Consider the following 21,289-nt stretch of genomic DNA (forward strand, 5'->3'; position numbering starts at 1 on the left):
ATGGGAAATGGGTTAAACGAAGCGAATTGGAAGGAGTAGGCTTAAAACAGGGTTCTAACTCGGCCTTTTTCTGTGGGGTAAACATGAATCACTTTGCCAGAACTTAAGTTACGTACCCGAATAGTCGAGCCTTGGCCGCCCGACTCTAGCGCTTCACCGGGCATATTGGCATAAAAACCATTCATCCTAGCTTCTATCACCACCCGATCACCAATATTAATCCATTGTGGATTAGTGACTTGGCTAGCTTTAATGGCGCGAAAACGTCTCACTTTATGGCTGACCTGATGACCAACAAGTTGCGATTTTTTAGTGATGAGATCTCTATCAGACGCTGATAATTTGAGCCATTGCAATTCAATATCCGTCGCAGAAATCTGCTCGCCTCGTGCTAACGGTCTATTCGCAACTGGGACGTTTGCTGTGACATCCACTTTTGCCCGAATAAACAAACTCCAGCCCAATACATCACAAGTCGCTCGGCGCTGCACATTACCAAAAGGTAATCTTGAGCCAGTAGCAATAGACACACCATTGGGACATTTTCGAAGATTCGCTGCCCCTGATGGCAGGTTAACTTGAATGGTTTGCTTAATTGATTCAAGCCCTGCTTGGCGTTGCCAATGTTGTAATTCTGCTTCCAATACTTGAGTCAATGTCTGCTCAAGTTGCCTTGTGGCCGCAATGTGATCTTCGGCACTGCTTGTCAGCGGAAACAAACAGGAACACATGAGTACCACATAGGAAACAGCAGTTCCGATCTTATCTTTTAAATAGCCACAAACCATTGATAAAACTCGCTTTAAACTTTTGGCACACTAATTGGATAGACGTGGCATATATTGAAATTGTTCATACCATACTAGGAGTTTTAATGGCTATCAACCTCGACACCGCCTTAGGCATTCACGCGCAAACGTTAGATTTTCGAGTCGAGCGTAGCAAGATGCTCGCAGGTAATTTAGCCAATGCCGAAACTCCCGGTTATAAAGCGCAAGATTTGGATTTTAAAGCGGTTATGACTCAAATCAATGCTGGTATGGAAGTAGGTCGAGATTATCAAACTGCATATCGTGTGCCTTATCAAACCTCAGCAGATCAAAACACAGTTGAGCTTGGTAAAGAGCAAGCTAGATACTCGCAAAATGCCATGGACTATCAAACCAGCCTGACATTTTTAAACATGAAGATTTCCGGCTTACGCTCAGCCATCGAAGGCCAATAAATCTAAGGGCTATACATAAAGGACAATAGGAACTGATATGTCATTTGGTGAAATTTATAACATTGCTGGCGCGGGCATGCATGCACAGACAATTCGCTTAAATACCGTTGCAAGTAACCTTGCTAATGCAGGCGCTGCGGCAGAAAACCCTGACGATGCTTATCGCGCATTAAAACCGGTTTTCTCGACAATTTACAACCAAACCAACGAAGGTAAAGCCGCTGGAGCCCATGTTGAAGTAGCTGCAGTTGTCGAAACTGATGCGCCACTTGATATGCGTTATGAGCCTGACCATCCCTTTTCTGATGAACAAGGTTATGTGGCCTACTCCAACGTTAATACCGTTGAAGAAATGGCTGACATGATGGCAGCGAGTCGTTCATTTGAAACCAATGTTGAAGTAATGAACCGTGCTCGCTCAATGCAACAAGGGCTATTACAGCTAGGAAATAAATAATGAATGTGACCCCAAGTACCACGAGTAGTGATCCTGCAGCGACTGCCACCGAAGTGATGAATTCACCGGGTAATGATGCCTCATCTATTCGCAATGAATTCTTAACACTGATGATTGCTCAAATTCAGAATCAAGATCCAACTAACCCTATTGATGGCACTGAATATGTCACTCAATTAGCACAGTTTTCACAAGTAGAAAGTCTTGAACATATGCGCGCTAACCAAGCGACCAGCATGGTGATGATGGAAAACTTAGCCATTGTTCAGTCGGCGCAACTTGTGGGTAAAACGGCCATGGTTCCTGCTTCTGAGCTTGAGTTAGATACCGACCCAGTTGAAGGTAAAGTTTACTTAGGCAATGCAGTCGAAGAACTCAGCATTGATATTTTAGATGAACATGGCGATGTAGTGCATACCTTAGAGCTTGGCTCACAAGAACCTGGCGATGTGGCTTTTACCATTGACCCAGAAGCCCTCGATTTGCCGCCAGGTGAATACAGTATCGAAGCAAACATGACGGCAGATGACGTCACAGAAACCGCCGATACATTCATCGCAGCAACCATTGAAAAAGTACATTTTGTCAGCGCTTCTGGCGTGATGATGGCCGAATTAGGTAACGGACTCGGAACGGTTTCAGTACTCGAAATCTCTGAAGTCTCATAACTGGAATTAAAAGGATTACACCATGTCGTTCAATATCGCATTAAGTGGTTTACAAGCAACAACACAAGACCTAAACACGATCAGTAATAACATTGCTAACGGCTCAACTGTTGGCTTCCGCAGCGGTCGTAGTGAATTTGCCGCAGTTTACAATGGTGGCCAACCAGGCGGTGTTAATACTATGTCAACCAGCCAAAACTTCTCGATGGCGGGTAGCTTAGCTTACACAGGTCGCCAACTTGATATGGGTATCCAAGGCGACGGTTTCTTCGTATTAAGCGGTCAAGACGGCAGCACTATGTACTCACGTGCAGGTATGTTTAACCAAGATGCTAACGGTTATGTGACAGATCCTGCGGGCAACCGTTTACAAGGTTACAGTGTCGGTCCTGGTGGACAATTGCAAAATGGTAACGTAACAGACCTTCAAGTACAGGCAGGCTCCCTTCCTGCTTCAGCCACCAGTACCATAGGTTTAGTGTCAAACCTTGACTCTCGTGTCGATGCTATCGACCAAACTGACACGCCTTTTGATAAAGACGATGCGTCGACTTATCACTCTTCAAGCACTGTGACGACCTATGACTCACAGGGTAATGAGCATGCCCTAACACAATACTTTGTTAAAACAGCAGATAACGAATGGTCGGTACATTACGTAATGGGTGACGACGATATTACCCCAGCTGGCGGTCACCAAATGTCATTCGATGAAAACGGCTTACTGACTGCGGGTGCCGATTTTGAATTGGATATCCCAAGAGATATCACAGGTGGCGCTGCAGCGATGGTGCTTTCATTAAGCTTTGATAAAAGCACTCAGTATGCCTCTGACTACAACAACTCAAGCCTAAGCCAAAACGGTTACACCTCTGGTGAACTTAACGGCATTCGTTTAGATGATGGCGGCAACTTATACGGCACATACACCAATGGTGAAGAGCAGTTACAAGGCCAAGTGGTACTCGCTGACTTTAACAATCCAAATGGCTTAAGTCCTGTGGGTCAAAATGCTTGGGTTGCCACCAACTCAGCCGGCCAGCCAATGATTGGCACCCCTACAACTGGCACTTTAGGGTCAGTTAATGCGGGTTACCTTGAAAGCTCAAACGTCGATAACACCGCAGAAATGGTTAACTTGATGACTGCGCAGCGTAACTACCAGTCAAATGCAAAAGTATTGGATGCTAACTCAACAATGCAGCAAGCATTACTGAACGTTATTTAAGGGTAAACCATGGATAAGATGCTATACACCGCAGCCAGCGGCGCAACGCGAGTCATGGAAGCGCAAGCTATCAGAGCTAACAACCTGGCCAATGCCGATACCACAGGGTTTAAAGCTGATCTTGAACGCGTTAATGCCAAAACGATTACGCCGACAGGTAACAGCTTACACACTCGTGTCTTAGCGCAAACCGAGAGCAGTGGTTTTAGCCAGCAAGCAGGCACGTTAAATCCTACTGGCCGCACCTTAGATCTTGCCATTAGCGACCAAGGGTTATTCAGTGTGATGACGGCTGACGGTGAAGCATATACACGTTCTGGCGTTGTGGTTCCTGATGCACAAGGGCAACTTACCATTGATGGTCGCCCTGTTGCAGGTATCGAAGGACCAATTGTGGTCCCTGAATACCGTGAATTATTTATCGGTGATGATGGCCGAATTAGCATTGTCGCTGATATGGGCAATATCACAGAAGAAATTGGTCAACTTAAGTTGGTTAATCCTGAATTACAGCAAATGACCAAAGGGCAAGATGGCTTGTTTTATAGCAATGATGGCCAGCCTTTAGAAGCAGATGAAGACGTGCTTGTTCGCAGTGGCTTCCTTGAGTCTAGCAACGTCCAAGCGGTCAGTGAGTTAATTGCCTCGATGGACTTAAGCCGTCAATTTGAAGTGCAAGTGAAGCTAATGCAAAGCGCAGAAAAGCTATCAGAGGCAGGCAACCGCTTACTTCGAGATGCCTAAGCTAGCGATTCATCAAAACAGCTGATTTAACAAAGCATTCAGAAACTTGCGCTGGTCAATTATAAAATATTGGCAGCGCAAACGACAAAAAGAATTTGAAGGAATAACATTATGCAGTCTGCATTATGGGTAAGTAAAACAGGTTTAAGCGCACAAGATACCAAAATGACCACCATTGCCAACAACTTGGCAAACGTGAACACCACCGGCTTTAAACGTGACCGAGTGGCCTTTAATGACTTGTTTTATCAAGTACAGCGCCAGCCTGGTGGCCAAGTTGATGAGCAAAACGAATTACCGTCTGGCCTTCAGTTAGGTACAGGTACCCGTGTTGCAGGAACTCAAAAAGTCTTTACTACAGGTGATATTCTCACTACAGGTCAGCAACTCGATATGGCTATTCAAGGCCAAGGTTTTTTCCAAATTGAAGAAGCAAACGGCGACTTAGGTTTTACCCGTGACGGCCAATTTTTTCGCAGCAGCGATGGCTTAATGGTGACATCACAAGGTTTACCATTAGTGCCAAACATCGAAATCCCTGAAGATGCATTAACAGTCACTATCGCCTCAGACGGTCAAGTGTCTGCGCAAATGGCAGGGCAAGCTGAAGCACAGGAGTTAGGCCAAATCACCCTAGTTAACTTTACCAATCCAGCAGGCCTCGAAGCTCGCGGCGACAACTTATACCGTGAAACTGGTGCATCTGGCGCTGCCATTGAAGGAATAGCAGGCGATCAAGCCATTGGTCAAATTCGCCAAGGCTCTCTTGAAGGCGCCAACGTTAACGTGGTTGAAGAAATGGTTGAAATGATTTCTACCCAACGCGCCTATGAAATGAATGCCAAAGTGGTGTCTTCGTCAGATGACATGCTGAAGTTCTTAAACCAAGCGCTGTAGCACTGATTTAAAGCTTTAACAAAGGAGCACTGGCTTAAAGCTTTAACAAGGGATTGCAATGTTTACGCTAGCGAAATGTACATCGCTAGCTCTGATTAATAGGCTAACACTGACCGTTATGATGCACAGAACAAAGAGCTTGATACGACATAGTTGGATTGCGATTGCACTGCTACTTGCAGGTTGTGCATCACACCTTCCTGAGCCAGATACTGCTCCAGGAAAGCCTGAATGGGCACCTCCTGAAATTGACTACAGCTTACCTGAAGCCAGTAACGGCAGCTTATATCGTCAGGGATATATGTTGACTTTATTCAAGGATAAACGTGCATTTCGTGAAGGCGACATTTTAACTGTGTCACTGGATGAAAAAACTTATTCAAGTAAAAAAGCAGATACCAAAACCAACAAAGAAAGCTCGATGTCGATAGGTGCACAAGGGTCATCAGGAAACAGTAGCTTTGGCGGAAGTGGCGGCGCTGATACGGGTCGCTCATTTAATGGCACAGGCTCAAGCACCCAGCAAAATCAGTTAACAGGTTCAATTACTGTCACGGTAGCCAAAGTTTTGCCTAACGGCGCCCTGCTAATTCGCGGTGAAAAATGGCTAAGACTAAACCAAGGTGACGAATACCTACGCTTATTGGGCCTTATCCGCACCGATGATATTGGCAACGATAATACGATTTCATCCCAGAGAATTGCTGATGCACGGATCATCTACGGTGGCCAAGGCGCAATTTCAGATAGCAATCAAATGGGCTGGGCATCACGTTACTTTAATAGCCCGTGGTTTCCACTGTAATGAACGTAAAATTACCAATGAACGTCTTTATATTTAATGTTGTTAGTGCCCCTGTTTTAGCACTGGCATGGAGCGTGAAATGAAACAAGCTATCGCGTTTTTTGCGAGCGTAATAATGACTCTCATGTCATTTCAAATCGCCGCTGCACCACAAGGTGAACAGGCAGTTCAAAACCGTTATTTAATGGATATTGTTGATGTACAAGGTATCCGTGATAACCAACTAGTGGGCTACGGTTTGGTTGTGGGTTTAGATGGCACAGGGGATAGAACCCAAGTGCGTTTCACCAGCCAATCAATTGTGAATATGTTGAAGCAATTCGGCGTTCAAATTGATGACAGAACCGACCCAAAACTTAAGAACGTAGCCGCTGTTGCAGTCCATGCCAACATTCCCCCACTAGCAAGCCCAGGACAAACGATTGATGTCACGGTGTCATCGCTAGGTGATGCCAAAAGCCTACGTGGCGGTACATTGTTAATGACCCCACTTCGCGCAGTGGATGGCGAGGTTTACGCTGTGGCTCAGGGTAACTTAGTGGTTGGCGGTGTTTCAGCTCAAGGCCGAAATGGCACATCACTGACCATTAATGTTCCCACTGTCGGCAGAATTCCCAACGGTGGTTTACTGGAAGCGGAAATACACAGTAACTTCAACGAAAGCGAACATATTGTGTTAAACCTACGCGACCCAAGCTTTAAAACCGCGCGCAATATTGAGCGCGCCGTGAATGATTTATTTGGCCCTGATGTCGCTGAAGCTGACAGCAGTGCAAAAGTATTGGTACGTGCTCCACAGTCAAATCGCGAGCGCGTCACCTTTATGTCAATTTTAGAAGAACTGCAGATAGCCCAAGGTCGAAAGTCCCCCCGCGTAGTCTTTAACAGCCGAACAGGCACCGTGGTTATGGGCGGTAATGTGGTAGTCCGTAAAGCCGCGGTGAGCCATGGCAATTTAGTGGTGTCGATTGTTGAACAAGAATTTGTCAGTCAACCTAATGCCCCTTTTATCGGGCAAGGTCAGGGGCAAACTGTCGTGGGCAGTGACAGCGAAATAGATATCGATACTGGTGACGGCCATATGTTTGTTTGGCCAGAGGGCATCGCATTAAATGATGTGGTGCGTGCTGTGAATAGTCTCGGCGCTTCGCCAATGGACTTAATGGCCATTTTGCAGGCGCTTGACGAAGCTGGCGCCCTAGAAGCTGAATTAGTGGTGATTTAATGAAATTAGATAACAACCACGGTTATTTAAATAACCTCAATGCCAAAGACTTAATCGAGGCCAATGGCGAGCATGGCGCATTAGAATTGGTGAGCCAACAATTTGAAGCTCAGTTTTTACAAACCGTGCTTAAACAAATGCGTTCTGCTTCTGATGTTATGGCCGATAAAGACAGCCCGCTATCATCGCAAAACGATGGCATGTACCGTGACTGGCATGACGCTGAACTCGCAGGGCGTTTAAGTCAGTTGCAAAGTACTGGTCTTGCTAGCGTGATGACAAAACAATTGTCGGCAGCGCTTAAGTCACCGCCTGATAGTGTCGCTTCTAATAACCAAACCGAACACGCCACACAAGTTAAGAATACGTTAGCCACAACGTCTGCAAGCACAGAGCAACAACCAGTGTTGCCGGTTAATACCACCGCTATGCAGCCAGCGCTCAATATTCCACTAATGGCCACCCCGTATAAATAACCACAGCAGTGATTTGCCGTTGTGAAATAAGGATTAGATATGAGCATGCTTAATATTGGTATGTCGGGCATTAATGCCAGTATGGCGGCGCTCAATGCCACATCAAATAACATTGCCAATGCAATGGTGCCGGGTTACTCACGCCAGTCCGTATTAATGAGTTCTGTAGGCAGTAATACCTATGGCGGTGGCATGGGTGTAATGGTTGATGGCGTGCGCCGGATATCAGATCAATATGAAGTAGCGCAGCTTTGGAAAACCACCAGTGACGTAGGTTTTACCAGTGTTCAAGCCAGTTATTACACCCAAGCTGAACAGATTTTTGGTTCTGAAGGTAACAGCATTGCTGCAGGTCTTGATTTACTGTTTGCGTCATTGAATTCAGCCATGGAGCAACCCAATGAGATTGCTCACCGCCAGAGTGTTCTCAATGAATCTCGTGCACTGACCCAGCGCTTTAACTCTATTAACGATGGTATCGATTCACAGTTAAAACAAATTGACGGTCAATTAGGTGCATCTGCTAAAGAAGTTAACGCTTTACTGGAAACTATCGCTAGCTTTAATGCAGAAATTCAGTCTAGTGGTAGCAATCCTCCGATGGCGTTACTGGACGCCCGTGACGCCGCCATTGATGACTTAGCTGTTATCGTTGATATTCGGGTGGTTGAAGACTCTCAAGGGATGAAGAACATCTCGTTAAGCCAAGGACAACCTTTAGTGTCAGGCACTAAATCGTCGACGCTTTCAACTCAGCCAGACCCGAATAACCCACAGTTATCGCAAGTTAGTCTTCAGTTTGGTAACTCTACTTTTCCGATTGATGCATCGGCAGGCGGCAGCTTCGGCGCCTTGTTAGATTACCGCGACACTAGCCTTGCTGAGTCGATGGAATTCATCAATGAATTAGCTCAAACCGTTGCTGATGAGTTTAACGCCGTATTACGCGAAGGTACCGACCTCAACGGCGACTCACCGACCATTGATTTATTCACATACGACCCATCAAATCCGGCTGGGACCATTAAAATCAGCGACGGGTTTACTGCAGAAATGCTCGCGTTTGGTAAAGATGGTACACCTGGTGATAACGAAAACTTAAAGGACTTAGTTGAGCTAGCGAATACCGAATTCACCTTTGATTCTATGGGTGTCACCACCACCATGAGCGACGTATTTGCCAGTAAAGTGGGACAATTAGGCTCGGCTTCTCGTCAAGCACAAATGGCGCAAGACACTGCCGTTAAATTGCAAATGGAAGCTCAATCACAATGGGCTAGCACCAGTGGCGTCAGCATGGATGAAGAAGGCGTTAACTTGATTATTTATCAACAATCATATCAAGCCAATGCCAAGGTCATCTCAACCGCTGACCAATTGTTCCAAACCCTTTTACTGTCAGTCTAATTGAAGGAATTCTGTAATGCGCGTTAGCACGATGAATATGTACAGCCAAAACCTACTGAGCATGCAACACTTAACCAGTGATGTTGCTAAGGTTAACCAACAAATGGCAACTGGTAAGTCTATTTTACGTCCCTCAGATGACCCGATTGGCATGGCTAAAGTCATTACCACTCAACGAGATTTAGCCTCGACTTCTCAATATTTAAAAAATACAGAATCATTAAGCACTAGCTTAGATCGCTCAGAAACTTACCTTTCGAGCATGACCAACCTGCAAGCTCGGATGCGTGAAATTACCATTGGTGCTAACAACGGTGCACTCTCTCCTGAAGACAGAGCCGCATATGCAGCTGAACTCAGTGAATTATTAGAATCGTTCGTAGATGTAGTTAACGCCAAAGATGATGGCGGTAATTACCTTTTTTCAGGTAATGAAACAGGCACACCGCCAATTGGTATTGATGCCGATGGCAATTATTTCTACCAAGGCGATGATGGCCACCGCGAAGTACAAATCTCAGGTTCAGCTTGGATGACTGGTAACGTGACTGCGCAAGAGTTTTTATTCTCTGGCGGCGGCACCGACATCCTCAACCAAACCAAGCAGTTTATTGATGTATTGAATGACCCTGATTTATCGCCAGGTGACGACGCTTTTGCACAAGCTGCCAGCGATATGATTGATGCACTTGATGATTCTCTGGCTTCTATCAGTGGTGCAATTACAGATATTGGTGGTAAGCAAAACGCATTAAGCTTAATGCAAACCACTCATACAGAACGCATTCTATTCAGTGAAGAAGTTATCGGTGAAACCGAAGGGTTAGATTACGCTCAAGCCACCGCTGAGTTTAATTTGAAGTTGACCACATTACAGGTGACGCAACAATCTTTTGTACAAGTGAGTCAGTTATCATTGTTCAATCACATGTAAGTTAGTCAGTAAAACTCATGCTTAAAGGTATATCGGAAAGTTTAAATGTATTGCAGCGCAACCAAACAGTTGCGCCTGCACCTACTGCTGTGCACGACACAAAACCCGCTGCGACGAAAGCAGTGCCATCCATTCCGACTCATCGACTTGCCAGTTATCAAAAGTGGGCAAAAGTGACCCAAGGTCAACATGCTATCTCAGCAAACCAAGTGGCTGAACAAGGCTTATTACGGGTATCGCAGCTGTTAAAAAAGCTTCAAGTTCCACTAAACAATGCTAGCCCACAATCTGGTTTAACCGAGCAACAAACAGATACTGCCAAGCAAATTCAGCAGCAACTTGTGGCATTAGACATCAGCTACCAGCAACAACCTTTGGTGGATCATCAGCTTAATCTGATTAATGCTGAGCGCCCAGCGGCTAAACATTTTTTTCAATTAAAATCAGTTGATCTAGTGGGTGTTAAATCTCGGGATGAGCGAATCACGATTCAGTATGGCGAAAATAATGCTCGTGCTTTTTTACCTGCGCACCAAAATAGTCAATTCTTGGCTAAACAACTGACTAGTGCGTTTAAAGACATAGGGATAGCAGTACAGGCGCCTGCACGTAATGCCGCAATGCTTAGTTCAGATCATGCTGAATGGTTACAAATCCAAACGGGTTTATTAATGTCAGGTCAAGGTCAGCGCTTACCTGCAGGTGAAGCACGTACAGTGAAAGTCGTGGAGATTTTATCATGGCAAGATCCCAAAGAATGGTGCTTTGACAACGCTGAAGATGTAAAACAAACCCAAGTCAAAGTGATTAAGAGCCAACAAAAAGTTAATCAGCAACTGGTAGAGCTACGCACCAGTAAGCAAAAAGTGCAGCAACAATTAAAACGAGCTAATCATCAGCAACAGCTAGATGGCAGTCTTGATATCAATTTGGCAAAACTAAAAGAAGTTATGCAGCCCAATCCGTTTTCATCCCAAGTGACTTCCTTAATGGCACAAGCAAATATCAGCCGTGATCATGTTTCGTCATTATTGAAAGTTAAGCCTTAAACACCGACCTTTCATACCTGTCTATATCGTAATGTAAGCGTAAATTATCTGTGATGATTAAAATCTCATTTTTTAAATGATTATCAGAAAAGCCTACAAATGTGGGCTTTAGACACTACTGCCTATCCAATAAGTGAAAATATACGTATTCATTAACAATGATTTTCCAAATTATTTTATTCTCATGATTCAGTTTCGTTTTCCAGTGTCGTTTTAATTAGTGGTAACACCAATAACTTTAATCCTATAGGAAGACCTTATGTTATCTGTTCATACTAATATCGCTTCAAACATTGCACAAAGCTCAGTCGCTAAAAGTAACGATCTAATGACTAACGCCATGGAGCGTTTATCTACAGGTCTTCGCATCAACAGCGCAGCTGACGATGCTGCAGGTCTACAAATCGCTACACGTTTGAACGCAAATGTAACAGGCATGGAGCAAGCTAGCCGTAACGTTAACGATGCAACGTCTATGCTACAAACTGCTGATGGTGCACTGGAAGAAATAACGACAATTGCCATGCGTCAACAAGAATTAGCCACTCAAGCTGCTAACGGTGTGAACTCTACAGAAGACCTTGAAGCACTTGAAAATGAATACAATGCATTGAACGAAGAAATTACTCGTATTGTTGAGAAAACCGAATTTGCTGGCAATAAGTTATTTAGCGCGGAGTCAGTCGCTGATGCTGGTGATGGTGGTGTACTAGTTGAGGGGGTTAGTTTCCAAATTGGCGCTGGCAGTGATGAAACTTTGGAGGTTGCTATTAATGGTGGTTACACAGTTACAGATGTCGATTGGAGTAGTTTTGATGGAGAGGATGCTGGAGACGATCCTACAGAAACTATTGACGCTGTTAAAGCTCTCACTCAAGAAGTTGGCGAAGACCGTTCAGAACTTGGTGCTAACATCAACCGCTTAAGTCACACAGCATCAAACCTAACTAACGTGACTGAAAACACGAAAGCGGCTGCTGGTCGTATCATGGATGCCGATTTCGCCGTTGAATCAGCTAACATGACTAAAAACCAATTATTAGTTCAAGCAGGTACGACTGTACTTTCTAACGCTAACCAAAACACCGGTTTAGTAATGAACTTATTACGCTAATATTGCGTTTTAAAACTTAAAAAAGGGCCTTAGGGCCCTTTTTGTTTTATACCTTTCGATATAAGACGCTTTCACTTCTAACATCAGTTTTTCTTTTCACAACACACTAATTTTATTAATAAAAATTGTCTTATGCTTTAGCCACCGGTTATCCCTGTCGCCTTTAATCACTGTTACAAATTCTTTTTCGGCACCCGATGAATCAAACGGAAGCTCAGCTTCCATTGTGTTCAACTAAACGGAAGTTGCCTAACCGAAATAAAAATCGAAAAAACAATAAATATATATTAAACAATAACTTAACCATTGGCATAAAGATTGCCATTTAAGTCAGTTAGCCAATAGGAGTTGCCATGATTTCAGGTATGAGTGCCGCCTCATTTGCCGAGCAATTAGTTGCCGCAGAGCGAATGAGTAAAGATGCGTTGTTTAAAACCAATTTAACCAACAGCAAAGCACAGATTGATGCTTATAAAATTCTCGAAAAAACCTTAAATAAGATGACCAGTAATCTGGACAACTTAAACGGTGATGCTTTTGAAGGTAAAAGCTCTGAAATAAGCGATGATAGTGCCACCATCACAGTAGACAATGATGCGCCAGCTGGTGTGTACGATTTGTATGTAAAGCAACTGGCACAAGCTCACCAAATCACTAAATCCTTTGCTAGCGAAGATGAAATTTTGCCTACCACAGGTGTGGTCAGCATCGATGTCGGTGGTAATACCATCGAAATCGATATGGCAGAACTTAATGCCTCGGGCACTCGCACTGTGGCCGATTTACGAGATGCTATCAATAAACATCCAGATAACCCAGGTGTTCAAGCTTCACTAGTACGAACTGGCGGCCAAGTTGAGTTAATGCTCACCTCTGAAGAGACCGGCGCTGATAGCACCATCACCATGGAAATGAATGGTGCAGACTGGGGAACTCAAGAAAGAATCAAAGCCCAAGATGCCGAATTTACCCTGAACGGTATTGATATCACCAGTAGCACGAACTACTTAGACAACGTCATTGATGGCGTCAATATCGAGCTTAAAAAAGCCCATAGCATCGGTGAAAGCGCCACTATCACCATAGCTAACGACACCGAAGGCACTGAAAAAGCTGTTAATGATTTTGTTGATTCTTTTAATGAATTAATGACTCAGCTAAACCAACTGACTCGCTCAATGGGTAGCTCGGTTTTAGATGATATTAATGACGACAAAGATAAAGATGATGACGATGATGACGATGATGATGACGAAAATTCATCCGTCGGCGAAGATCAGATCGGTATTCTCAAAGGTGATTCAAGTCTGCGTATGCTGCAAAACAGTATCCGTAATGCCATTTTCGATGAAGCGCCAAATGGTATGCGCTTATCAGATATCGGTATCGAAATGGGCCGTGATGGCAAATTATCTGTTGATGAAGACAAGCTCTCTCAAGCCATAAGCAGCGACTCTGATTCTATCAAAGAGATGTTCACCGCTGACGGTGGATATATCGATAACATTAGTACCATCATTGATCCTTTTACTAAATCTGATGGCTATATCGATTTAAAGCAAAAAAACCTCGACTCTCAAGTGGTTCAAATCGAAGACAACATGTCTCGTCATGACAATCTCATGAGCCAACGCTATCAAATTTTACTCACCCAATTTACCGCAATGGAAAACACCATTAACAAGCTAAATACTGCTAGTGGCCTATTTTAATTAGGAATAAATGAACAATGTTGAACGAATACGACCCTTTTAATGCTTATAAGCAAACCACATTAGATGCCAGAGTCGCCTCGGCTAATCCCCATGAAATGGTGCGTATGTTGCTGGATGGTTTGTTGGAAGAAATAGAGCGTACCAGCGGCCACATGGAGCGAAAAAACTTTGAAGATAAGGGTAAAAGCGTCAACAAATGCCTCAACATTGTTCATGGCTTAGATTCCATGCTCGATCTTGAAAATGGTGGCGAAGTTGCCACCTCACTCAATCGTTTATACGACTACTGTAGTCGTCAACTGGTGACCGCTAGTGTTGAAAATAGTGTCACTGAGCTTACCCCCGTGATTAAGGTCATTACAGATGTCAGAGCCGGCTGGGCCAACCTCAACTAATCAATGGCAACAATTTGAAATTGCCCTTGTGAAATACGCCAATTTAAAAGATTGGCAGAAAGTAGAAAAGGTGAATGAGTTAATGATGATAGCGCTCACCGTTCAGGGTAAACCCAAAACTCGATCGCAATTATTGGCAAGGCAATCTTTAGCAAAGGTGCATCAAACCGTTATTGCACAAGCGATAGCAGAGAAAGAGTCTCTTAGTTCTGAAATGAAACAATTTCAGGCAACTAAAGATGGTATTTCAGCTTACAAGCTGACCAGTCTTTGTGGTGAACTATATGATAACTAATACGTTAAGCCTCACAAGTGTTGGTACTTCTTCCCAACAACCATTTCGATCATTAGAGGCTGAAAATGGGGAACAGGGTGTTATAGGGTTTGTGATGCCTGAGTCCCAAACCACGCCAACAAATTTAACCAAAACGGCATCATCTCAGACTGCTGCAATGCCAGAGCATATCTTAGCTGAACTAAAGCAACATCCTCAGCTGTTTAATGCACTCTCTGAGTATTCAAACCTGTTATCGAAGCCTGAAACAGGTATATCGCAGTCTTCAATAACTCAGGCTCAGTTGCCTTTGGGTGAATTGCGTCTATCTAACCTGATTGCGGCTGATGCAAAGCCTTTAAGCTCAGAGCTAATGGCAATGCTTGCCAATTTAACGCAACAAGCAAGCAGTGTTAATAGCCAGCAAAACAATGCAGTTTTGCACAGTCGATTTAACCCGCAATCAACAACGGTACAGCCTCAAGGTGCCTTATCTGCTCCAGCTATGCCAAGCAGTTTACCTGCTGTCGATATGCAAACAGCGCAAACCCAAATACCGTCAGTACTTAATGCGCAAGCCGGCTTTCAACCTGTGATCGCCGATGCTGCCAGCACTGAGTTAGACAATATTAATCAAGTCATTAACCAACTCACACAAGCGAATACAAAAAGCCAAGCAGTAACTCAATGGGGCCCCGTTTCTGTGACGCAATCAGCGCCAATGCTGCAACAAACCAATGAAATGATGTCACCACTGCGAGATCAACTTAGATTTCAGATCGATCAGCAAATCAAATCAGCAGAACTCAGACTCGATCCGCCAGAGCTTGGCAAAGTTGAACTTAACATCCGTTTAGATGGCGACAGACTGCACATTCAAATGCACGCAGCAAACTCAGCGGTTCGCGATGCGTTACTCATGGGTCTAGACCGTTTACGTATGGAGTTAGCCATGGATCACGGAGGCCAAATCGATATCGATATGGGGCAATCTCAGTCAGAGCAACAGCCACAAAGGCAACAAGTTAGCAGCGCCCAAAGCAGCAATATTGAATTTCAAGCAAGTGAGCAACACCAAGCCACTGAATTAAAACAACAAGATCAGGTTGATTTACTCGCCTAAAAAGGAAAATAACAATGGCTATTGGTAATAAAAAAGTCGGTAGATTAAGTATGTTAACCCTGGTTTTTCTTACATGGTCGGCAGGTATGTTTTATGTAGGGTGGAAGTCGCCAGAAATCATCGGTGCGCCATTTAGTGCTTTTGAACCTGCACCTAAAGTCGCCAAATTCTATCCGTTAGAAAAATTTATTTTTTCTGTCCCAGGTAAAGACACTTCTCATTATCTATTGCTAGAGATGGCATTAAAAAGTCGCTCTGAAAACGCAGAAAGAACCATTCGAGAAGCCGATCCATTAATCAAAAATGCGTTAATGGTGATGTTTGCAGATAAAGACTATGAACAGCTTCAGGCCAATAACCATCTACAACTATTGCAAAAAGAAGCTCAGGTATTACTGGCGACGGTACTGAATGAAAACAATTTTACTATTGAATTAGACGACGTTCTGTTTACCAGAATGGTTGTCCAATAAAGAGAGACTGTCATATGCAAACCGGTCAATTAGCGTACCAAGAGGCATTCGATGAAAAGAATGTTCATCGGTTATCTGAAGCCCAAGTCATGAAACAGTACTTACCTTTAGTTAAAAAGTCAGTTTCGAACTTAAGGACGCATTGCGGCGCTGCATTGGCCATCGAGGACATGGAACAAATTGGCATGATGGCCTTGCTAGAGTCTGCTAGGCGTTATCCTGGTGAGTACGACAATGGCTTTATTTCATTTGCAGGGCAACGGATCCGCGGTGCAATTTTGGATGAATTACGCCGCCAAGACTGGCGTCCCCGTCCTGTCAGGCAACAAGCCCATGAACTTAACGACACGGTAAGAAAACTGATCCGAGAGCTTGGCCGCGAGCCGACGGATGTCGAAGTCGCTGAGTGCTTAGGCTTAAATAAAGAACAGTATCGAGACCGTCTCTTTGCCACTCAATCTGAGTCAATGAAAAGCCTTGATGAACTATTAACTGATGGGGTCAACTTTAAAGATAAAAGTTGCTTTATTGAGCAAATAACCAATAAAGACACATTATTTAAAGCAATTTCGAAATTAAACAAAAGAGAGCAAGTGATCCTGTCGCTTTACTATCAACATGAACTTAATTTAAAAGAAATCGCTGCAACTCTTGGATTAACTGAAACTCGAATATGTCAACTGCATAAGCAAACTATTACGAATCTTCAGCAAATATATCAACAGTGGGAGCGATAATACCAGGCAGGAAATATGAGCAAGCTAATTGGGATATCGATCATTATTTTTTCAGTATTTGGTGGATATGTTTGGGCTGGAGGTAGCCTAACCTCATTATGGCAGCCTGCAGAAATCCTGATTATTTTTGGTGCGGGTCTGGGTGCATTAATCATCGCTTCGCCACGGGCAGTACTCGACGAAATGGTTGAGCAAGTTAAAACCGTTTTTACACGTGAAAAGGAAGACCCTGAACTTTACCCGCAATTGTTTGGCTTAATGGGAATGTTAATGAGCCAAATCCAATCTCAAGGTCTTAAAGTCCTTGATGAGCACATCGATAAACCAAACGAGAGTTCTCTGTTTTTAATGTATCCAGCAGTACTTGAGCACCCTCATGTGCTGCAATTTCTTATCGACAATCTTCGTTTACAATCAATTGGCAAGTTATCTCCTCATGACTTAGAGCACATGCTCGCTGAAGAGATTGAGCGAATCGAAGACGATAGCATGCGCCCTTCTCACGCATTATCCAAAATAGCTGAAGCCATGCCTGGTTTTGGTATTTTAGCTGCAGTGATGGGTATCATCATCACCATGTCTAATATCGACGGACCAATTACCATGATTGGCGTTAAGGTCGCAGCAGCATTAGTCGGTACTTTTATCGGTATTTTTGCTTGTTACTGTTTCTTTGACCCGCTTTCAAAGTCGCTCGAACATTTAGTTGAACGCAATACCGCGCAACTACGTTGTGTCGCTGCAGCACTGTGTGCGTTTGCTAAAGGTAAACCACCGATGCTGGCGTTGGATGCTGGACGTAAGCAGATTCAATCTGAAAATCGCCCTTCATTCATTGAACTGGAGCGCTGGATTGAGGAGCAACGTGGCTAATGGCGATTCAACCAGAACCGGTCATTATCAGCCGGAAAAAGCGTAAAAAGAAGTCAGCTACCCATGGTGGAGCTTGGAAAGTCGCATTTGCAGACTTTACCTTAGCGATGATGGCCTTGTTTATGGTGCTGTGGATCATGCAAGTGGCTGATCAACGTGAGCGAACCTTGATTGTTCAATATCTTAAGGGTGACATGTACTCTTCAGGGCCAATTAATCCATTCGACTTGAGTAACTCATCTTCAATTATTGATTTGAGCGGCGGTATGAGCATTGAAACATCAATCGTACCCACACCCGGCCAAGGAAAAAGCGAAACAGCGATTAGCAAGCGTCACGCACTAGGTGAGCAATCATCTCCTTCTGGTGATGGTGTAGAGCTCAATTCGATATTACCCGGCGAGTTTGAAACCCAAGCGCAACTTGAGATTTTAGCCCGTGAACTAGATTACATAATCTCTAGCGTCAATATGAACGCTAATGTGGACTTACAAATCGTGCCCCAAGGCATTCGAATCCTAGTACACGATAATGTCGAGCAGTTTATGTTTACCCGTGGAAGTGCTGAAATCCAGCATTATTTTGAAGATTTACTCTTAGCGCTTGGTGAGTTACTCGGACAAATCAACAATGGATTAAGCATTTCAGGCCATACAGATTCACTGCCATTTGCAGGTAGCACGTTTACCAATTGGGAGCTTTCCAGCCAGCGAGCTTTACTTGCAAGGCGCATACTCGAAGCGGGTGGCGTTGACTATAAGCAAGTGGTTCAGGTGACTGGAATGGCGGATCAATCACCTTATGTATTGGATGATCCCGCTGCGGCAGCAAACCGCAGAATTGAGTTATTGGTATTAACCCAAGAAGCGGAAGAAAACCTCAGAATGATGACTGGATTACAAAGCAGACACACAAAAGCTAACCGTAATATCAGTGGCAAAGTCGACGAGGCCATTCAAGCTGCAGAAGATAATATGCCAAGAATGCGGTATCCAAATTAATGACTGACGAACATAAACCAATAGAATTCATTGAGAGAGCTCGCCGAGAAGAGTCCGCCGAGCCTATCACTGAAGATAACCGTGACCATGTCAGGTTAAGCCTCAGAGACTCCAAAGAAGAGCTATCTCAAGCATGTGACGGCATCAGTGTAAAGCTACACAAAAAAGGTTGGTTTCTCATGGAAGAGATAGGCATAGCCAATATCAAAGACATGAGCTTAGGTGGTGTTGGGTTAATCACCCCATTGACGCTTGAGTTAAAGCAAGAAGTTTGGGTAGAAATTCAGCAATCCTTTTTTGCCTTCACCATTATGCGTCAGTACCCAATAAATCAAAAATTAAATTTTATTGGTGGTAAGTGGAATTCGAATTACCAAAAAAAAATTAACAAGCTATTAGTCGAGATCAACAACTTAAAACCTTAGCAAAAATCGCGGTATTTTATAGTGTTTTTCCGACATAAAAATAGGGAGGTATTATGCGGACCAGAGAAAAAAGAAAAGGACCTGATGGCCTGCAAAAAATATTTCTGTATTTGATATTACTTGAATGGTTTTTACTGATTTATACCACAACAACCATCAGCAGAATGACCTTTAGACAGGGGTTATTAACCTTAGCATTATTACTCGGGTTTAATTTAATATTGGGTAAGTTGTGTACTAAAAGAGCCAAAAGAACCACTGACGGTTACATTATTTATCCAGTAATCTGCGGCGGATTATTATCTTTCCTACTACTGGTTTATTTCATATTTTAAACGCTGTGAACCAGCGTCTAATGAAAGCATAATATTGTTTATCAAATATGATTAATAACCAAACTGACATATATTTTCACTCGACGAACATGGCACAACAGAAGCGCTGACCCCTGTCAGTGTTTCTTGGGTTTCAACCATAAATCCACTCAGTTCAGCTAACTCTTTCATCTTGATAAAATCATTATTTTTCTGCGATTCAAACTGAAACGTATCGCCTAAAGTAAATAAATTTTCTGGTGCTAAATCAAGATAATTACCGTTAGCATCTTTAAGATCCATAAACCTAAAATGTAATTGACTTTCCGAGTCAATAAAATCAACCTCAACGTAGATTTCCGAGCCATCAGCAAAAGTAACGACAATAGGTGGTGACAAGTTTTTCAACGGCAAACTCGCTTGAAGACTTGCGAATTCACCTTGTTGCCATCTAGCTAGCAATGCTGCATATTCATATTGGTATTGCTCTTGCCAATTAAACATCACCTTGCTGGCGGCATAACTGCGCTTAACCAACTCCCAAGCCGTGATAGCGATTTGTGGATCAGCCTGTATATATTGGCGTTGAAAAAAGTCTAACTGATACAGCTGCTCAGACAGCAAAATGACTTTCTCGCGCGCAATATTAGTGATTTTCAAAGGCTCAACCGAAGAGCCATCATCCATCTTGCAATAGCCTTTTGTCGCTGATTTACCATAATCACTGCACACTTCAATTTGTAGCTTTTTCACATCAAATTTACGCACATCGAATTGATTAAAATTAATCACATTAACAACTTTTTGTTCTCTATCTTTAAGGGCTGATAATGCGGCGGTTTGATAATCTGAATCAGCAGTACAATGATTACATTGTATACTCACAACCGTGTTGAACACATTTGCCATGACTTGAGGGCTCAAGTACAGCGTAAATAAAAACACTAACGCACAAACTAAACCATTCATTAACTAAAAATTCCATTTCACAGGGGTCACCTGAGTATTTAAAGAAGCTTCCATATCTAAACTAAAATATTAGCCAACTTGGTTACATAAACTTACTGACTGAAAGTGAATAAAACAATCAATTTAAGAGGGGGCATTAACAACCAGCTAAGTCTCTTTCGACTACTGGAGTTTCTGCTACTGCCTGTGGTTCGGAGTAACGGATTTCGCAGTCATTCACTGAATAATCTGCCGCAGGTCTAATCCGTAATCCAGCGCGCCCCGCAATGTTATATGTGGTAATTTCAAAATCGTCACCATCAACGATATTAATAGCACGAGCAATGCCAGCATTTGTATGTCTCGGGTAACCATAAGCTAGAGTTATGTTTTGCCCTTCTACCTCGATCGTATTTCCGGTACCAGGCCCTTCTGTTTCATCGCAATCTTGACTTAACACACAAGCCGAATAGATTAAATCTTTGGCACTACTAATTGCCCCTGACACCCCTTGCATTTGGCTAGCATAGGCATCTTCTTTTAGGGTAATAAACTTTGGGGCAGCAATCACAGCGAGTACCGCTAAAATAATAATCACTACAACCAGCTCAATTAGGGTAAAACCACCTGAGTGATATTGGGGAGGTTTCATAAAAAGTGAAGTTGAGATTTCATTGTTATCAGTAACCTTATATACAGCAAAGTTTTTCCCCATATAACCTCCTAATAATACTGATATATCATCTAATATAGATTCTAGTACATCGTTGCTTATTACATTG

The 21,289-nt window shown here is 43.4% G+C and carries 26 protein-coding genes; 23 read left to right on the top strand and 3 right to left on the bottom strand.

Going from position 1 to position 21,289, the window contains the following annotated elements; translation table 11 throughout:
• Positions 1–41: 41 nt before the first annotated feature.
• Positions 42–719: a flagellar basal body P-ring formation chaperone FlgA gene (gene flgA / locus QPX86_RS19160; RefSeq protein WP_285163609.1), complete on the bottom strand. Its 678-nt coding sequence runs from the start codon at positions 717–719 to the stop codon at positions 42–44.
• A gap of 155 nt (positions 720–874) precedes the next feature.
• On the opposite strand from flgA, the gene QPX86_RS19165 reads away from it, so the two are divergent.
• The 23 genes from QPX86_RS19165 (at position 875) to QPX86_RS19275 (ending at position 19,580) form a co-directional block, all read left to right on the top strand.
• Positions 875–1,225, top strand: a complete 351-nt coding sequence (locus tag QPX86_RS19165) for a flagellar basal body rod protein FlgB (RefSeq protein WP_220753326.1) — start codon at positions 875–877, stop codon at positions 1,223–1,225.
• Between the two features lie 37 nt (positions 1,226–1,262).
• Positions 1,263–1,682, top strand: coding sequence for a flagellar basal body rod protein FlgC (gene flgC, locus QPX86_RS19170; RefSeq protein WP_285163610.1), 420 nt, complete (start codon positions 1,263–1,265; stop codon positions 1,680–1,682).
• Entirely contained in the window at positions 1,682–2,350 is a 669-nt protein-coding gene (locus QPX86_RS19175; protein WP_220753324.1) for a flagellar hook capping FlgD N-terminal domain-containing protein, read from the top strand. Before flgC ends, QPX86_RS19175 begins: the two co-directional genes overlap by 1 nt.
• 22 nt (positions 2,351–2,372) lie before the next feature.
• On the top strand, positions 2,373–3,578 hold the full coding sequence (gene flgE, locus QPX86_RS19180) for a flagellar hook protein FlgE (RefSeq protein WP_220753323.1): 1,206 nt from the start codon (positions 2,373–2,375) through the stop codon (positions 3,576–3,578).
• 9 nt (positions 3,579–3,587) lie between these two features.
• Positions 3,588–4,322: a flagellar basal body rod protein FlgF gene (locus tag QPX86_RS19185; protein ID WP_285163612.1), complete on the top strand. Its 735-nt coding sequence runs from the start codon at positions 3,588–3,590 to the stop codon at positions 4,320–4,322.
• A 111-nt stretch (positions 4,323–4,433) separates the two neighbouring features.
• A complete protein-coding gene (flgG, locus tag QPX86_RS19190; protein ID WP_220753321.1) occupies positions 4,434–5,219 on the top strand; it encodes a flagellar basal-body rod protein FlgG in 786 nt (261 codons plus the stop codon).
• A gap of 142 nt (positions 5,220–5,361) precedes the next feature.
• Positions 5,362–6,024, top strand: a complete 663-nt coding sequence (gene flgH / locus QPX86_RS19195) for a flagellar basal body L-ring protein FlgH (RefSeq protein ID WP_259651273.1) — start codon at positions 5,362–5,364, stop codon at positions 6,022–6,024.
• Positions 6,025–6,139: 115 nt separating this feature from the next.
• Positions 6,140–7,249, top strand: coding sequence for a flagellar basal body P-ring protein FlgI (locus QPX86_RS19200; protein ID WP_220753336.1), 1,110 nt, complete (start codon positions 6,140–6,142; stop codon positions 7,247–7,249).
• Positions 7,249–7,725: a rod-binding protein gene (locus QPX86_RS19205; RefSeq protein ID WP_220753320.1), complete on the top strand. Its 477-nt coding sequence runs from the start codon at positions 7,249–7,251 to the stop codon at positions 7,723–7,725. The genes QPX86_RS19200 and QPX86_RS19205 overlap by 1 nt, the downstream gene beginning before the upstream one ends.
• A 39-nt stretch (positions 7,726–7,764) precedes the next feature.
• Complete coding sequence (gene flgK, locus QPX86_RS19210; protein WP_285163613.1) at positions 7,765–9,132, top strand: flagellar hook-associated protein FlgK; 1,368 nt, start codon at positions 7,765–7,767, stop codon at positions 9,130–9,132.
• A gap of 16 nt (positions 9,133–9,148) precedes the next feature.
• On the top strand, positions 9,149–10,066 hold the full coding sequence (flgL, locus tag QPX86_RS19215; RefSeq protein ID WP_220753318.1) for a flagellar hook-associated protein FlgL: 918 nt from the start codon (positions 9,149–9,151) through the stop codon (positions 10,064–10,066).
• Between the two features lie 17 nt (positions 10,067–10,083).
• Positions 10,084–11,115, top strand: a complete 1,032-nt coding sequence (locus QPX86_RS19220; RefSeq protein WP_285163614.1) for a hypothetical protein — start codon at positions 10,084–10,086, stop codon at positions 11,113–11,115.
• Positions 11,116–11,374: 259 nt separating this feature from the next.
• Entirely contained in the window at positions 11,375–12,229 is an 855-nt protein-coding gene (locus QPX86_RS19225; protein WP_285163616.1) for a flagellin N-terminal helical domain-containing protein, read from the top strand.
• A gap of 353 nt (positions 12,230–12,582) precedes the next feature.
• Entirely contained in the window at positions 12,583–13,941 is a 1,359-nt protein-coding gene (gene fliD / locus QPX86_RS19230; RefSeq protein WP_285163617.1) for a flagellar filament capping protein FliD, read from the top strand.
• A gap of 17 nt (positions 13,942–13,958) precedes the next feature.
• Positions 13,959–14,339, top strand: a complete 381-nt coding sequence (gene fliS / locus QPX86_RS19235; RefSeq protein WP_285163618.1) for a flagellar export chaperone FliS — start codon at positions 13,959–13,961, stop codon at positions 14,337–14,339.
• The gene (locus QPX86_RS19240; RefSeq protein ID WP_285163619.1) at positions 14,308–14,634 is read left to right on the top strand and encodes a hypothetical protein; all 327 of its coding nucleotides are present in this window, start codon (positions 14,308–14,310) and stop codon (positions 14,632–14,634) included. The genes fliS and QPX86_RS19240 overlap by 32 nt, the downstream gene beginning before the upstream one ends.
• On the top strand, positions 14,624–15,736 hold the full coding sequence (locus QPX86_RS19245; protein ID WP_285163620.1) for a flagellar hook-length control protein FliK: 1,113 nt from the start codon (positions 14,624–14,626) through the stop codon (positions 15,734–15,736). Before QPX86_RS19240 ends, QPX86_RS19245 begins: the two co-directional genes overlap by 11 nt.
• Before the next feature lie 14 nt (positions 15,737–15,750).
• On the top strand, positions 15,751–16,209 hold the full coding sequence (locus QPX86_RS19250; protein WP_285163621.1) for a flagellar basal body-associated FliL family protein: 459 nt from the start codon (positions 15,751–15,753) through the stop codon (positions 16,207–16,209).
• A gap of 14 nt (positions 16,210–16,223) precedes the next feature.
• Positions 16,224–16,946, top strand: a complete 723-nt coding sequence (locus QPX86_RS19255) for an RNA polymerase sigma factor FliA (RefSeq protein WP_285163622.1) — start codon at positions 16,224–16,226, stop codon at positions 16,944–16,946.
• 15 nt (positions 16,947–16,961) lie between these two features.
• Positions 16,962–17,819, top strand: coding sequence for a flagellar motor stator protein MotA (gene motA / locus QPX86_RS19260; RefSeq protein ID WP_220753309.1), 858 nt, complete (start codon positions 16,962–16,964; stop codon positions 17,817–17,819).
• The gene (locus QPX86_RS19265; protein WP_220753308.1) at positions 17,819–18,820 is read left to right on the top strand and encodes a flagellar motor protein MotB; all 1,002 of its coding nucleotides are present in this window, start codon (positions 17,819–17,821) and stop codon (positions 18,818–18,820) included. The genes motA and QPX86_RS19265 overlap by 1 nt, the downstream gene beginning before the upstream one ends.
• Entirely contained in the window at positions 18,820–19,245 is a 426-nt protein-coding gene (locus tag QPX86_RS19270; protein WP_220753307.1) for a hypothetical protein, read from the top strand. The genes QPX86_RS19265 and QPX86_RS19270 overlap by 1 nt, the downstream gene beginning before the upstream one ends.
• Positions 19,246–19,298: 53 nt before the next feature.
• The gene (locus QPX86_RS19275) at positions 19,299–19,580 is read left to right on the top strand and encodes a hypothetical protein (RefSeq protein WP_220753306.1); all 282 of its coding nucleotides are present in this window, start codon (positions 19,299–19,301) and stop codon (positions 19,578–19,580) included.
• A gap of 51 nt (positions 19,581–19,631) precedes the next feature.
• On the opposite strand, the gene QPX86_RS19280 is transcribed toward QPX86_RS19275, so the two are convergent.
• Positions 19,632–20,528, bottom strand: a complete 897-nt coding sequence (locus QPX86_RS19280) for a hypothetical protein (RefSeq protein ID WP_285163624.1) — start codon at positions 20,526–20,528, stop codon at positions 19,632–19,634.
• Positions 20,529–20,664: 136 nt separating this feature from the next.
• On the bottom strand, positions 20,665–21,222 hold the full coding sequence (locus tag QPX86_RS19285) for a pilus assembly FimT family protein (protein WP_285163626.1): 558 nt from the start codon (positions 21,220–21,222) through the stop codon (positions 20,665–20,667).
• Between the last annotated feature and the right edge of the window lie 67 nt (positions 21,223–21,289).

The organism is Shewanella goraebulensis (genome assembly GCF_030252245.1).
Taxonomy (GTDB): Bacteria; Pseudomonadota; Gammaproteobacteria; order Enterobacterales; family Shewanellaceae; genus Shewanella; species Shewanella goraebulensis.

Excerpts from the sequence above, each read along its gene's own strand:
- flgG (WP_220753321.1), top strand. The coding sequence starts at position 4,434 with ATGCAGTCTGCATTATGGGTAAGTAAAACAGGTTTAAGCGCACAAGAT.
- QPX86_RS19220 (WP_285163614.1), top strand. The coding sequence starts at position 10,084 with ATGCTTAAAGGTATATCGGAAAGTTTAAATGTATTGCAGCGCAACCAA.
- QPX86_RS19265 (WP_220753308.1), top strand. The coding sequence starts at position 17,819 with ATGGCGATTCAACCAGAACCGGTCATTATCAGCCGGAAAAAGCGTAAA.
- flgL (WP_220753318.1), top strand. The coding sequence starts at position 9,149 with ATGCGCGTTAGCACGATGAATATGTACAGCCAAAACCTACTGAGCATG.
- QPX86_RS19185 (WP_285163612.1), top strand. The coding sequence starts at position 3,588 with ATGGATAAGATGCTATACACCGCAGCCAGCGGCGCAACGCGAGTCATG.
- QPX86_RS19225 (WP_285163616.1), top strand. The coding sequence starts at position 11,375 with ATGTTATCTGTTCATACTAATATCGCTTCAAACATTGCACAAAGCTCA.
- QPX86_RS19245 (WP_285163620.1), top strand. The coding sequence starts at position 14,624 with ATGATAACTAATACGTTAAGCCTCACAAGTGTTGGTACTTCTTCCCAA.
- QPX86_RS19165 (WP_220753326.1), top strand. The coding sequence starts at position 875 with ATGGCTATCAACCTCGACACCGCCTTAGGCATTCACGCGCAAACGTTA.
- QPX86_RS19200 (WP_220753336.1), top strand. The coding sequence starts at position 6,140 with ATGACTCTCATGTCATTTCAAATCGCCGCTGCACCACAAGGTGAACAG.
- QPX86_RS19275 (WP_220753306.1), top strand. The coding sequence starts at position 19,299 with ATGCGGACCAGAGAAAAAAGAAAAGGACCTGATGGCCTGCAAAAAATA.
- fliS (WP_285163618.1), top strand. The coding sequence starts at position 13,959 with ATGTTGAACGAATACGACCCTTTTAATGCTTATAAGCAAACCACATTA.
- QPX86_RS19280 (WP_285163624.1), bottom strand. The coding sequence starts at position 20,528 with ATGAATGGTTTAGTTTGTGCGTTAGTGTTTTTATTTACGCTGTACTTG.
- QPX86_RS19255 (WP_285163622.1), top strand. The coding sequence starts at position 16,224 with ATGCAAACCGGTCAATTAGCGTACCAAGAGGCATTCGATGAAAAGAAT.
- QPX86_RS19205 (WP_220753320.1), top strand. The coding sequence starts at position 7,249 with ATGAAATTAGATAACAACCACGGTTATTTAAATAACCTCAATGCCAAA.
- flgE (WP_220753323.1), top strand. The coding sequence starts at position 2,373 with ATGTCGTTCAATATCGCATTAAGTGGTTTACAAGCAACAACACAAGAC.
- QPX86_RS19285 (WP_285163626.1), bottom strand. The coding sequence starts at position 21,222 with ATGGGGAAAAACTTTGCTGTATATAAGGTTACTGATAACAATGAAATC.
- flgK (WP_285163613.1), top strand. The coding sequence starts at position 7,765 with ATGAGCATGCTTAATATTGGTATGTCGGGCATTAATGCCAGTATGGCG.
- QPX86_RS19240 (WP_285163619.1), top strand. The coding sequence starts at position 14,308 with ATGTCAGAGCCGGCTGGGCCAACCTCAACTAATCAATGGCAACAATTT.
- QPX86_RS19270 (WP_220753307.1), top strand. The coding sequence starts at position 18,820 with ATGACTGACGAACATAAACCAATAGAATTCATTGAGAGAGCTCGCCGA.
- flgC (WP_285163610.1), top strand. The coding sequence starts at position 1,263 with ATGTCATTTGGTGAAATTTATAACATTGCTGGCGCGGGCATGCATGCA.
- QPX86_RS19250 (WP_285163621.1), top strand. The coding sequence starts at position 15,751 with ATGGCTATTGGTAATAAAAAAGTCGGTAGATTAAGTATGTTAACCCTG.
- QPX86_RS19175 (WP_220753324.1), top strand. The coding sequence starts at position 1,682 with ATGAATGTGACCCCAAGTACCACGAGTAGTGATCCTGCAGCGACTGCC.
- fliD (WP_285163617.1), top strand. The coding sequence starts at position 12,583 with ATGATTTCAGGTATGAGTGCCGCCTCATTTGCCGAGCAATTAGTTGCC.
- motA (WP_220753309.1), top strand. The coding sequence starts at position 16,962 with ATGAGCAAGCTAATTGGGATATCGATCATTATTTTTTCAGTATTTGGT.